The sequence below is a fragment of the Streptomyces sp. NPDC060232 genome, assembly GCF_042726555.1.
Classification (GTDB): domain Bacteria; phylum Actinomycetota; class Actinomycetes; order Streptomycetales; family Streptomycetaceae; genus Streptomyces.
On record NZ_JBHXAG010000007.1, the window covers coordinates 158,908 to 171,596 of the forward strand.

The following is a 12,689-nucleotide window of genomic DNA, read 5'->3' on the forward strand; positions in this document are numbered from 1 at the left end:
GCATGCCCGCCGCCACGCCCGGAACGCCCAGCCTGTTGCGCGCCATGAACGACCGGGCCGCACTCGACCTCCTGCTGACGCACGGCCCGCTGTCACGGACCGGCATAGGGCACCTGACCGGGCTGTCCAAGCCCACCGCCTCCCAGCTGCTGGCCCGGCTGGAGGCCGCCGGACTCGTCGTGGCCACCGGCACCGACGGCGGCCGCCCCGGCCCCAGCGCCCAGCTGTACGCGATCAACCCGCGGGCCGCGTACGTCGGCGGCATCGACGTCACCCCGGCGCGCGTCCTGGCGGCCGTCGCCGACCTGACCGGCGTCGTGGCCGCCTCCCACGAGGTCCCCTACACGGAGGGCGCGGACGCCGTCGTCCAGGTGGCCGAGGCCCTCGGCGGGGCCGTCGAAGCCGCCGGGCTTCACCTCTGCGACCTGCACCGGGTGGTCATCGGCACGCCCGGCGCCTTCGACCCGCGGACGGGCCGGCTGCGCTATGCCGGCCACCTCCCCGGCTGGCACTCCCCCACCCTCCTCGACGACCTGGCGGCGGCCCTGCCGATGCCCGTCGAGTACGAGAACGACGTCAACCTCGCCGCCGTGGCCGAGCAGCGCCTCGGCGCCGCCCGCGGGCACGGGGACTTCGTCCTGCTGTGGAACGAGGAGGGGCTCGGCGCCGCGCTGGTGTTCGGCGGCCGGCTGCACCGCGGCTGGACCGGCGGCGCGGGCGAGGTGGGCTTCCTGCCGGTGCCGGGCCGCCCCCTGGTACGGCAGGTCACCCGGGCGAACTCCGGCGGCTACCAGGAGCTGGCCGGCGTGGAGCAACTGCCCCGGCTCGCCGCGCACCTGGGCGTCGAGGTCGCCCCGGCTCCGTACCCGCCGCAGACCCCCGGTGCCGCGCCCGGGCCGCACGGCCCGGAGGTCGCCGCCGCCGTCGCGCTGCTCGCGGATGCCGCCGCCGCGCCCGAGGGGGCGCGCCTGCGCTTCCTCCAGGAGTACGCCACCGCCCTGGCCACCGGGCTCGCCTCGCTGGTCGCCGTACTGGACCCGGAGATCGTGGTCCTGGCCGGAGCCGCGATCAGCGCGGGCGGCGAGCCGCTGCGCGAGATGCTGGAGGCCGAGCTCGCCGAACTGGCCCCCTCCCGCCCCCGCCTGGTCCCCGGCGAGGTCCTGGAACGGCCCGTCCTGCACGGCGCCCTGGAGAGCGCGCTGGCCGCCACCCGCGACGAGGTCTTCGACACCTCCCGCTGACTCCGCGGATCTGCGCCTGCGACAACCCCGCAGCCTGGCCCCCAAGTCACGGACCGGACTCCTTCAAGGGAGCGCACCACACCCACTGGAACCTGACCATGGCCGCGACCGTGCTGGTCACGGCCCCGGTGACCGTCCTCGTCTTCTTCGCCCCGAAGGCGTTCGTCGAGGAAGTCGCCCTGACCGCGTGAAAGGCTGACGACGTTGAAACTCGCAGTGGTGGGCGGCGGTTCCACCTACACCCCCGAACTGATCGACGGCTTCGCACGGCTGCGCGACACCCTGCCGGTGAGCGAGCTGGTGCTGATCGACCCGGCCACCGAGCGGCTGGAGCTGATCGGCGCCCTGGCCCGCCGGATCTTCGCCCGGCAGGACCACGGCGGCAAGGTCACGACCACCACCGACCTCGACGCGGGCGTCGCCGGGGCCGACGCGGTCCTCCTCCAACTGCGCGTCGGCGGGCAGGCCGCCCGGCTCCAGGACGAGACCTGGCCCCTGGAGTGCGGCTGCGTCGGGCAGGAGACCACCGGCGCGGGCGGGCTCGCCAAGGCCCTGCGCACCGTCCCGGTGGTCCTCGACATCGCCGAGCGGGTCCGGCGGGTCAGCCCCGACGCCTGGATCATCGACTTCACCAACCCGGTCGGGATCGTCACCCGGGCCCTCCTGCGGGCCGGGCACAAGGCCGTCGGACTGTGCAACGTCGCCATCGGCCTCCAGCGCAAGTTCGCGGCCCTGCTGGACCTCGCCCCCTCCGACGTCCACCTGGACCACGTGGGCCTCAACCACCTCACCTGGGAGCTGGGCGTGCGCAAGGGCGGCCCGGACGGCGAGGACATGCTGGCCGGGCTGCTCGCCGCGCACGGGGAGGCCGTCGCGTCCGACCTGCGGCTGCCGCGGGCCGTACTGGACCGGCTCGGCGTCGTCCCCTCGTACTACCTGCGCTACTTCTACTCCCACGACGAGGTCGTACGGGAGCTGGGCACCAAGCCCTCGCGGGCCGCCGAGGTCGCCGCGATGGAGCGCGAACTCCTCCGCCTGTACGCGGATCCGGCCCTCGACGAGAAGCCGGCGCTGCTGGCCAGGCGGGGCGGAGCCTTCTACTCGGAGGCGGCGGTGGACCTGGCGGCCGCGCTGCTGGGCGGCGGCGGCACGGACGTGCAGGTGGTCAACACGTACAACAACGGCACGCTGCCCTTCCTCCCCGACGACGCCGTCGTCGAGGTCCAGGCGCGCGTCCGCGCCACCGGCGGCGCCGGCCCCGTACCGCTGCCGGTACCGCGCCTGGACCCGCTGTTCACCGGGCTGATCGCGCACGTGAGCGCGTACGAGGACCTCGCGCTGGACGCGGCCCTGCGCGGCGGCCGCGAGCGCGTGTCCAAGGCGCTGCTCGCGCACCCGCTGGTCGGCCAGTACGACCTGGCCGAAGGGCTGACCGACCGGCTCCTCGCGCACAACAAGGAGCACCTGCCATGGGCGTGACCCTTCCCGCCGCGGTCCTGGCGATCGACGCGGGCAACAGCAAGACGGACGTCGCGCTCCTCGGCGCCGACGGCTCCGTGCTGGCCACCGGGCAGGCCGGGGGCTTCCAGCCGCCGCGGACCGGGGTGCCCGCGGCCGTGGACGTACTGGCCGAGGCACTGGCCCGCGCGGGGGTGCGCCCCGGCGCCGGGGGCGGGCCCGTCGCGGCGCATGTGTCGGCCTGCCTCGCGAACGCCGACTTCCCGGTGGAGGAGCGGCGGCTGGCGCGGGAGATCGAGCGGCGCGGCTGGGGGCGCACCACCGCGGTGCACAACGACACCTTCGCGCTGCTGCGCGCCGGACTGCCCACGGGCGCCGGGCCGCGCGGTGTGGCGGTGGTGTGCGGGGCGGGCATCAACTGCGTCGGGATGACCCCGGACGGGCGGACCGCGCGGTTCCCCGCGGTCGGGCGGATCTCCGGCGACTGGGGCGGCGGGGGCGGACTGGCCGAGGAGGCCCTGTGGTTCGCCGCCCGCGCGGAGGACGGGCGGGGCGCGGCGACGGAGCTGGCCCGGGCGCTGCCCGCACGCCTCGGCCACGGCTCGATGGCCTCGCTGATCGAGGCCATGCACCTGGGGGACGTACCGGCCGTGCGGCGGCACGAACTGACGCCGGTGCTGTTCGAGGTGGCCGACGCCGGGGATGCGGTGGCGCTCTCGCTGGTGCACCGGCAGGCGGACGAGGTCGTGGCGATGGCCGTGGTGGCGCTGGGCCGCCTGGGCCTGCTGGACGAGGAGGTGCCGGTGGTGCTGGGCGGCGGGGTGCTGGCGGCCCGGCACCCGCGGCTCGACGAGCGGATCGCGGCGGGCCTCGCCGAACGGGCCCCGCACGCCCGCGTCACCGTGGTCACGGCGCCCCCGGTGCTGGGCGCCGGACTGCTGGGCCTGGACGCGGTCGGGGCTCCGGCGGAGGCCCACGGGAAACTCCGTGCCCATTTCGGGTGAACCCGCCCCGGAAGGCGCCCGGTCTGCAACCGTTACGGCCGTAGGGACGTATTGACGGTAGGGGTGACGAGAGGCACCCGCGGGGGCGGATCGCCCCGGATCCAGCACCGGGTGCTGTGGTCCACCGGCACTACGGCCATACTGCTGCTGCGCAGGGGGATCCTCCGGCGCCGGCTGGGGGACGACAGGACCGAGGGGGAGGTCACGGTGGCGATCACATCACGCGCGCCCGCGCCCGGAGGTGGTGCCCCCGTGCCGCCCGCCGGCGCGTCGGCGTCGCCGCCCGCCGGGCCACCGGGGCGTAGCACCGCATGGTCCGAGGGAGTGCAGCGGCTGCGCGAGGCGGCCACGACCGAGCCGGGCCGGCTGCGGATCATCGGCGCGGCACTGGCCGCCCTGATCATGCTGTTCGGCACGGTCAGCGTGTGGGAGATCTCCGGCCGGGCCGCCGCAGCCGACGACGTGGTGGGCCGCAGCCAGCCGCTGAGCGCGGACGCGGCCAGCATCTACCGCTCCCTCGCCGACGCCGACACCACCTCCTCCAGCGGTTTCCTCCTCGGCGCACAGGAGCCGCGCGAGGTCCGCGAGCGCTACGAGAAGGACATCGCCAACGCCTCCCGCCTGCTGGTGAGCGCCGCCGCCAACACCGGCGGCAGCAAGGAGTCCCGCGAGCAGATCACCCTGCTGAGCGAACAGCTGCCGCGCTACACCGGCCTGATCGAGCAGGCCCGCGCCACCAACCGGCAGGGCCTGCCGCTGGGCGGCGCCTACCTCCGCTACGCCAACGAGCAGATGACCACGCAGCTGCTGCCCGCCGCCCAGCGGCTCTACGAGGCGGAAACCCGGCGGCTGCACACCGACGACGACGACGCCCGGGCCTGGCCGCTGGGCTCGCTGGGCCTCGGCCTGCTCGCCGTGGCCGCCCTGGTGTGGGCGCAGCGGCGCAACTACCGCCACACGAACCGGGTCTTCAACCACGGACTGGTGGCGGCGACCGCCGCCTCCGTGGTGGTGCTGCTGTGGCTGTCCGTCGGCCACACGGTGGCGCGTTCTTCGCTGAGTGAAGCCCGCACGGACGGGCAGGAGTCGATGAAGGTGCTCAACGACGCGCGGATCGCCTCCCTGCAGGCCCGGGCGAGTGAGAACCTGACACTGATCGCGCGGGGCGCCGTACTGGCCGAGGACAACAAGTCCGACAAGTACGACGTGGACTTCACGAACAACATGAAGCAGCTGGACGCGGGGCTCGCGACCGCGCTGCGGCTGGCCGACGACGAAGACGGCCGGACGCCCGTGAGCCGCGCCGCGGACGGCGTGGAGCAGTGGAAGCAGCGGCACGCGGCGGCCCGGGAGGCGGACTTGAAGGGCGACTACGAAGCCGCACTGCCCCAGGTCGTCGGGGACGGGCAGCACAAGGAGAGCAGCGGCGCCGCCTTCGACACGGTGGACGCCTCCCTGGAACTGGCCGTCGCCCACGAGCAGCAGGAGTTCACCCGCGCGGCCCAGGACGGGATCGGCGCGCTGGGCGGCCTGGTGACGGGTTCGGCGGTACTGGTGGTCATCGGCGCGGCGGCGGCCCTGCTCGGTATCGGGCGCAGGCTTTCGGAGTACAGGTGAGAGCGATGCGGATACGGGCGCGGCGGGCCTCCGAGGGCCATGAGGAGTACGAGGAGCACGAGGGCCGCAGGCGTGCCCCCGGCGCGCGGTCCGGGGTCCGCCGGGCCGCGGGCCGGCTGCGCGGCTGGGGCGGCGTCAGCGCGATGGCCGTCGCCTGCGCCGTGACGGCCGCGGCGGTGCTGCTGCCGCTGGCCCACGCGACCACGGAGACCGCACCCGGTGTCCCCCGCCGCCCCGCCTCGGCGGTGGCGGCCCCGGCGGCGCCCTGGGTCCTCTCCGACACCTGCCAGGACCCCGAGGCCAGCCTGCGCCCGTCCGACGTGGACGGGGCCGCCATCGCGCGGATCAAGGCAGCGGGCAAGCTCGTCGCGGGCGTGGACCAGAACAGCTTCCGCTGGGGGTACCGCAACCAGACCGCGGAAGGCGGCCGCCTCGACGGCTTCGACATCGACCTGGTCAAGGCCATCGCCAAGGACATCCTGGGCGACGAGAACGCGGTCATCTACCGGGCCATCCCGACCAGCCAGCGCATCCCCGCCCTCCAGGAGGGCCGCGTCGACATCGTCGTGCGGACCATGACCATCAACTGCCAGCGGCTTGAGGACGTCGCCTTCTCGACGGCCTACTTCGAGGCCGGACAGCAGGTGCTGGCCCCGAAGGGCTCGCCGATCACCGGCTACGACGACTCGCTGAAGGACAGGCGGATCTGCGTCGCGGCCGGTTCCACGGCGGAGAGCGCGCTCAAGGCCCAGTCGTACGGCTCCCGGCCGGTCACCGTCGCCAACCAGCTGGACTGCCTGGTGCGGCTCCAGCTGCACGAGGTCGACGGCATCATCACGGACAACGCCCTCGCCGCCGGCCAGGCCGCGCAGGACCCCTCGGTGCGGCTGGTCGGCTCGCCCTTCACCCGCGAGTTCTACGGGGTCGCGATGAACAAGGACGCCTCCGACCTGGTCCGCCGGGTCAACAAGGTGCTGGAGAACTACCGCGCGGGCGGCAATGACAGCCCGTGGATGAGGGCGTACCTCAAGCACCTGCAGCCCGTGCTGCCCGGCGTGAGCGCACCGCCCGCGCCCAAGTACCGGGACGGCTGAGGCCGGTGGCGACTCCGGGCACGGGACCGGGCACGGGACCGGACGCGGAGGGGAGCGGGGAAGCGAACAGGGAGGCGGCGGCGGAAGCGGAGGCACGGTCGGTGGAGACGGGTTCGGCAGTGATGGACCGGGACGGCGTCGACCGTGCCCTGGCCCGGCTGGGCGCGGAGCACGAGGCCGTCGAGACCTCGCTGCTCGCCCTCCAGGACCACGCGGGGCGCCGGCTGCTGGAAGGCGCCGAGCTGACCGGGCTCACCAAGGAGCGGTGGGCGGCGGCCGACGCGGACATCACCCGCCTGTGGACGTACTTCGACGCCTACAGCGGCGCGCTGACCGCCGCCCGGGAGGTCCGTGAGCGGCGCCGCTGGCCCCACCGCCAGGACCTGGTCGAGCTGACCGAGCGGCTGCGCGGGCCCGGTGTCCTGATCGCCGGGGCCGCCTCGGAGGGCGCCGCGCTGGCCGAACGGCTCTCCCTCGCCGAGCTCGTGACCCGGATGAACGACCTCTACGCGCGTTCCCTGGACGTGGTGGTCGCGGCCGACGCCGTGTGGTCGGCGCTGCCCGCCCGCATCGACCTGCTCTCCGCCGAACTGCACCGGACCCGTTCGCTGGCCCACTCCGTGGGCGTGCGGCCGGGCGAGCACCCCTCGGGCGACGACCTGGAGTACATCACCGCCGAGCTCACGGAGCTGCGCACCCAGGTGATCGCGGACCCGCTGGCCTTCTGGCGTCCCGCCGCGGGGAGTTCCGCGCCCGGCGGCGGCCGGCCGGACACCGACCGCTACGACCGGGCCGCGCTCGCACTGGAGGACGTACGCCGGGAGGTCGAGGCGGTACTGGCCGTGCGGCAGGACGCCGAGCAGCGGCTGATCAGCCTGCGCGACGTGCTCTCGCGGGCCGACCGGACCCTGGCGGAGGCGCGGACGGCGCGCGGCGAGGTGCTGGCGAAGATCGCCGCGTCCGAGGTGCCCGTGGTCAGCGGCCCCCCGACGGTGCTGCAGGAGCAGCTCGCGGCGGCGGCCGAGCACCGGCGCCAGGCCCGCTGGCACCGGCTCTCGCCGCTGCTGGAGTCCCTGGAGGAGCGGGCGGAGGAGGAACTGCGCAGGGCCCGTGAATCGTTGACCGCGGTGACGGCGCCGCTGGCCGTGCGGGCCGAGCTGCGCGGGCGTCTGGACGCCTACAAGGCGAAGGTGGCCCGGCACGGCCTGGCGGAGGACCCCCTGCTGGTCGAGCGGTACGACGCGGCCCGGCGGATGCTGTGGAGCGCGCCCTGCGATCTGCGGGCCGCCGAACAGGCCGTCCTGCGCTACCAGCAGGCGGCCGCCGAGTCGCTGGTGCCGCGGCACCGGCCCGAGCAGACGATCCGGCCCGAGGGGCCGGGGACGGAGGACGCATGAGCATGATCGGAGCAGCGTGCGTTCGCCCCGGCTGCCCGGGGTCGTACGAGGACATGGGCGGCGGCGAGCTGTACTGCGACACCTGCGGCCTGGCCCCGGTCGGCTCGATCGCGGCGGGCGCGGAGGAGCTGGTGTCGCCGCCGACGGGAATGACGAGCGCGGCCCGCGGCGCGCTGGGATCCGGTGGGTCCCGGGGGTCGCAGGGGTCGCAGGGGTCCCACGGCTCGGCGCGCTCCTCGGCTTCGGCGCGCTCCTCCCGGTCCTCCTCGTCCCGCCGTTCGGTGTCGGGGCGGCTCTCGCGGTCGCTCACGGGGCAGGCCTCCACCCGTTCGGTGTCGGTGCGCAGTTCGGGTTCGGCCGCCTCCTCGTCGGGGCGCAGCAGGCTGGGCGCCGGCCTGGTCAACGTGCCGGAGGTGCCGCGTCCGGATCCTTCGGCGGCGGTTCTGGAGAATCCGGAGGTGCCGGAGCGCAAGCGGTTCTGCTCGCGTTCGGACTGCGGCGCCCCGGTGGGCCGGGCCCGCGGGGACCGGCCGGGCCGGACGGAGGGCTTCTGCACCAAGTGCGGGCACCCGTACTCCTTCGTGCCCAAGCTGCGCGCCGGTGAAGTGGTGCGCGGGCAGTACGAGGTGGCGGGCTGCCTCGCGCACGGCGGTCTGGGCTGGGTGTACCTGGCGGTGGACCGGGCGGTCGCGGACCGGTGGGTGGTCCTCAAGGGCCTGCTGGACACCGGGGACCAGGACGCGATGGAGGCCGCGATCTCGGAGCGGCGCTTCCTCGCGGAGATCGAGCACTCCAACATCGTGCGGATCTACAACTTCGTGGAGCACCTGGACCAGCGGACCGGTTCGCTGGACGGGTACATCGTCATGGAGTACGTCGGCGGCAAGTCGCTGAAGGAGATCGCGAACGAGCGGCGCCGGCCGGACGGTCGGCGTGACCCGCTGCCGGTGGAACAGGCGTGCGCGTACGGCATCGAGGCGCTGGAGGCGCTGGGCCACCTGCACAGCCGGAACCTGCTGTACTGCGACTTCAAGGTCGACAACGCGATCCAGCAGCAGGACCAGCTGAAGCTGATCGACATGGGTGCGGTGCGGCGGATGGACGACGAGGAGTCGGCCATATACGGCACGGTGGGCTACCAGGCCCCGGAGGTCGCGGAGACGGGGCCGTCGGTGGCCTCGGACCTCTACACGGTGGCGCGGACGCTGGCGGTCCTGACGTTCGACTTCCAGGGCTACACCAACGTGTTCGTGAATGCGCTGCCGGATCCGGAGCACATCGAGGTGTTCCGGCGGTACGAGTCCTTCTACCGGCTGCTGGTACGGGCGACCGACCCGGACCCGGGGCGGCGGTTCGCCTCCGCGCAGGAGATGGCCGACCAGCTGACGGGTGTGCTGCGGGAGGTGGTCGCCCTGCAGACGGGCCGGCCGCGCCCGCAGCTGTCCACCCTCTTCGGCCCGGAACTGCGGGTCCCGGACACCGTGTTGTTCACCGGCACGGACACCGCGGACACGGTCGTCTCGCGCCTGGGCCACCGCCCGGTCGCCGCCCGGCCGTTCGCCTCCCGGCGGGGTGGCGGACTCCTGGGCCTCCTCGGCCGCGGCCCGGGCCCGGGCGAAGCCGGGCTTCCCGCCCCGGCCGGGGCGGGGGCCGGGGCCGGGGTTGCGGCCGGGGCCGGGGCCGGGGTTGCGGCCGGGGCCGGGGTTGCGGCCGGGGCCGGGGCCGGGGTTGCGGCCGGGGCCGGGGCCGGGGTTGCGGCCGGGGCCGCCCGGCAGGGCCACACCCCGCCTGGCGGCGTCAGCCTGCCCGGCCCGGCCACAGGCGGCGCCGCCGCCCCGACGGGACCCGTTGGGCTCGCACACGGTCCCCTCGCCGGCCCGCCCGGCGGGTCCGGCGGGTCCGGCGGGTCCGGCGGGTCCGGCGGCACGCCGGGTGTGTGGCACCACACGTCCGGCGGAAGCACCCCGCCCGGCGGCGCAGCCGCGCCGGCGGGCCCCGGTGCGCCCCGGCACGTTCCCCTTGCGGGCCTCCCCGGCGGCGGCACGCCGGGATCCGCCGCGCCGGGCGGCACGCCGGGCACCTGGCATCCCGCGACAACCCCGCCCGCACCGGGCGCAGGCACCCCGCCGGGCGGCGCGACCGCGCTCGGCGGAGGCGGCCTGCCCGGTGGGGCCGGGATCGGGACCACCGCCACGCATGTGGCGGGGGCTTCCGTGCCCAGGGCCCGGCACGCTCCCGCGGCCGGGGCGGGCCCCATGGCATCACCGCCCGCCCCCGCCCCCGCGGGAGCGACCGTCACGGCCCTCGACGCCTGTGACACCGCGCTGGCGCTGCCCGTACCGCTCGTGGACGCCGCCGACCCCAACGCCGGTTTCCTGACCGGTCTGCTGGCCTCCGCGCCCGCGGACCTGATCGGCGCGCTGGCCTCCGCGCCCGCCGACTCGGCCGAGTTGCGGCTGCGGGAGCTGCGCGCCCGGCTGGAGCTGGGCGAACTGTCCGCGGCCGGGGACGTCCTGGCCGAGCTGGAGGCCCGCCACCCCGACGACTGGCGTGTGGTGTGGGCCCGCGGCATCGCCTCGCTGGCCACCGGTGACGACGCGACGGCGGCGCTGTCCTTCGACGCGATCTACGACGCCTTCCCGGGTGAGCCCGCGCCGAAGCTCGCCCTCGGGCTGTGCGCGGAGGTGCTGGGCCAGTTGGACAACGCCGCCGAGTACTACCGCCTGGTCTGGATCACCGATCCGGGATTCGTCAGCGCGGCCTTCGGCCTGGCGCGGGTCCAACTGGCCGCCGGTGACCGGGACGGAGCCGTGCGCACGCTGGAATCCGTACCGGAGGCGTCCATCCACTACACCGCCGCGCGGGTGGCGGCCGTACGCGCACGTCTGCGCGACCGGTCACCGGACGAGCCGCTGCTGGCCGATCTTTCGGCGGCCGCCGACCAGGTGGAGGCCCTGCGGAGGTTCGGGCTCGACCCGGAACGGCGGGAGTCGCTGGCGACCGAGGTTCTGGGCTCGGCCCTGGACTGGGTACTGTCGGGTGGCCGGGGTGCCGACCCCGGCCGCACCTCGCTGCTCGGCTGTCAACTGGACGAGCGGGGCCTGCGCTTCGGACTGGAGCGCTCGTACCGCGTCCTCGCACGGCTGGCACGGCGTGGCGAGGAGAGGATCGAACTGGTGGAGCGGGCCAACCGTTTCCGTCCCCGGACGTGGGTGTGATTGATGTCGATGCATCGGCTGTCGGGCTGCCCCAGCTGCGCGGAACCCCTGGAAGAGGGGGACCGTTTCTGCGGCCTCTGCGGCTACGCCCTGACCTCCTCTCCCCCGGCCGCGTCCACGGACCACCCGACCATTCCCATCCCCCCTGCGCCACCGGCACCACCGGCACCACCGGCACCCACCGCACCGCCCGCGCCGGTCCCGGCCGCCCCTGCGGGCGGGTACGGGATGCCGGCGCCGGCCGGATCGCACGGCTCCCCCGGCGCCGGCGAACCCGCCCCCGGCTGGGGCAGTGTGGCCGCCGCCGCGCCGACCCTGGTGGGGGACCCGGCCGACTGGGCCACCGCCCCGGCCCAGCACCGGCCGGAACATGAACCGGAACAGCGACGGGAGCCGGAGCGTCGGCCGAGCCCGGCCGGATCCCCGTACCCGGGCCCGGGCCATGACAACCCGTACGGCAGCGGCAAGGGGCCGACGGACGGCCCCGAGACCCGCCACGACCGTCCCGGCGGCGACCCTTCCGGCGGCCACCCCGGCGCACCCGCCGAAACCACGCCCTGGGGCACGGCCGAGGCCGCCTCCGAGGCCGCTGCCGAGACCCCGCACGAGGCCTCGCACGAGAACCCGTACGGCAGCGGTTACGACGGCCCGCCCCCGTCCGGGGCGGCGCCGGGCGGCGGGAAGACCTGCGTGGCCTGCCGGGCCGGGCACGTCGACACCGACGGGTACTGCGAGCACTGCGGGCACGCGCAGCCCCGCGAGCGCGACCACCTGGAGGAGGAGCTCGGCAGCGTCGCCGCCGTCAGCGACCGGGGACTTCGCCACCACCGCAACGAGGACTCGTTCGCCGTGTCGGCCACCGCCCTGCCCGACGGCTCCGCCGCCACCGTGGCCGTCGTGTGCGACGGCGTCTCCTCCGCGAGCCGCCCCGACGAGGCCTCGGCCGCCGCGGCCGCCGCCGCGAACGAGGCGCTGCTGGACGCGCTCCCCCGCGGCGCGCACCCCCAGGAGGCCATGCACGAGGCGATCCTGGCCGCCGCCGCCGCGGTCAACGCCCTGGCCCCGGAGGTCCCCGGCGCGCAGAACGCGCCCGCCTGCACCCTGGTCGGCGCCGTCGTCAGCGGCGGCCTGCTGACCATCGGCTGGGTCGGCGACAGCCGCGCCTACTGGGTGCCCGACGACCGCGCCGCGCTGCCCCGCCGCCTCACCGAGGACGACTCGTGGGCCGCCCAGATGGTCGCCGCCGGCCTGATGGGCGAGGCCGAGGCCTACGCCGACGTCCGCGCGCACGCCATCACCGGCTGGCTGGGGGCCGACGCGTACGACCTCGAACCGCACACCGCGATCTTCAAGCCGGACCACCCGGGCGTGGTGGTGGTATGCACCGACGGGCTGTGGAACTACGCGGAGTCCGCGCGGGAGATGGCGCAGGTGCTGCCCGCCGACGCGGCGGTGCGTCCGCTGCACAGCGCACAGGTGCTCGTGGGGCACGCCCTCGACGGCGGCGGCCACGACAACATCACCGTGGCGGTCGTGCCGTTCGCCACGCAGACCGAACGGGAACCGGGAGCGGCACCGGAGCCCGGACCGGCAGGAGCACCGGAACCGGAAGTGGAAGCGCGACCGCAGGTCTGACCCGCCTGCCCGAGCCCTCTAGGAG

Annotated in this window: 8 protein-coding genes and 1 pseudogene; all 9 read left to right on the forward strand. The window is 75.6% G+C overall.

The window, feature by feature from the left end; translation table 11 throughout:
* The first annotated feature begins 2 nt into the window (after window positions 1-2).
* The 9 genes and pseudogenes from ACFWFZ_RS13205 to ACFWFZ_RS13245 all read left to right on the forward strand — a co-directional run bounded on the left by ACFWFZ_RS13205 (window position 3) and on the right by ACFWFZ_RS13245 (window position 12,664).
* Complete coding sequence (locus ACFWFZ_RS13205) at window positions 3-1,241, forward strand: ROK family transcriptional regulator (RefSeq protein WP_387121015.1); 1,239 nt, start codon at window positions 3-5, stop codon at window positions 1,239-1,241.
* Window positions 1,242-1,243: 2 nt separating this feature from the next.
* Window positions 1,244-1,432 (forward strand): annotated as a pseudogene (locus tag ACFWFZ_RS13210) (carbohydrate ABC transporter permease); the annotation flags it as partial.
* A 13-nt stretch (window positions 1,433-1,445) separates the two neighbouring features.
* On the forward strand, window positions 1,446-2,720 hold the full coding sequence (locus ACFWFZ_RS13215; RefSeq protein ID WP_387121018.1) for a 6-phospho-beta-glucosidase: 1,275 nt from the start codon (window positions 1,446-1,448) through the stop codon (window positions 2,718-2,720).
* A complete protein-coding gene (locus tag ACFWFZ_RS13220) occupies window positions 2,711-3,703 on the forward strand; it encodes an N-acetylglucosamine kinase (RefSeq protein WP_387121021.1) in 993 nt (330 codons plus the stop codon). The genes ACFWFZ_RS13215 and ACFWFZ_RS13220 overlap by 10 nt, the downstream gene beginning before the upstream one ends.
* 207 nt (window positions 3,704-3,910) lie before the next feature.
* Window positions 3,911-5,320: a hypothetical protein gene (locus ACFWFZ_RS13225; RefSeq protein WP_387121024.1), complete on the forward strand. Its 1,410-nt coding sequence runs from the start codon at window positions 3,911-3,913 to the stop codon at window positions 5,318-5,320.
* Between the two features lie 143 nt (window positions 5,321-5,463).
* Window positions 5,464-6,414: a glutamate ABC transporter substrate-binding protein gene (locus ACFWFZ_RS13230; protein WP_387121329.1), complete on the forward strand. Its 951-nt coding sequence runs from the start codon at window positions 5,464-5,466 to the stop codon at window positions 6,412-6,414.
* Window positions 6,415-6,536: 122 nt separating this feature from the next.
* The gene (locus tag ACFWFZ_RS13235) at window positions 6,537-7,811 is read left to right on the forward strand and encodes a hypothetical protein (protein ID WP_387121332.1); all 1,275 of its coding nucleotides are present in this window, start codon (window positions 6,537-6,539) and stop codon (window positions 7,809-7,811) included.
* Window positions 7,808-11,029, forward strand: a complete 3,222-nt coding sequence (locus ACFWFZ_RS13240; protein WP_387121027.1) for a tetratricopeptide repeat protein — start codon at window positions 7,808-7,810, stop codon at window positions 11,027-11,029. Before ACFWFZ_RS13235 ends, ACFWFZ_RS13240 begins: the two co-directional genes overlap by 4 nt.
* Window positions 11,030-11,032: 3 nt before the next feature.
* The gene (locus ACFWFZ_RS13245; RefSeq protein ID WP_387121030.1) at window positions 11,033-12,664 is read left to right on the forward strand and encodes a protein phosphatase 2C domain-containing protein; all 1,632 of its coding nucleotides are present in this window, start codon (window positions 11,033-11,035) and stop codon (window positions 12,662-12,664) included.
* Window positions 12,665-12,689: the final 25 nt, after the last annotated feature.

Excerpts from the sequence above, each read along its gene's own strand:
- ACFWFZ_RS13205 (WP_387121015.1), top strand. The coding sequence starts at position 3 with ATGCCCGCCGCCACGCCCGGAACGCCCAGCCTGTTGCGCGCCATGAAC.
- ACFWFZ_RS13220 (WP_387121021.1), top strand. The coding sequence starts at position 2,711 with ATGGGCGTGACCCTTCCCGCCGCGGTCCTGGCGATCGACGCGGGCAAC.
- ACFWFZ_RS13230 (WP_387121329.1), top strand. The coding sequence starts at position 5,464 with ATGGCCGTCGCCTGCGCCGTGACGGCCGCGGCGGTGCTGCTGCCGCTG.
- ACFWFZ_RS13235 (WP_387121332.1), top strand. The coding sequence starts at position 6,537 with ATGGACCGGGACGGCGTCGACCGTGCCCTGGCCCGGCTGGGCGCGGAG.
- ACFWFZ_RS13240 (WP_387121027.1), top strand. The coding sequence starts at position 7,808 with ATGAGCATGATCGGAGCAGCGTGCGTTCGCCCCGGCTGCCCGGGGTCG.
- ACFWFZ_RS13245 (WP_387121030.1), top strand. The coding sequence starts at position 11,033 with ATGTCGATGCATCGGCTGTCGGGCTGCCCCAGCTGCGCGGAACCCCTG.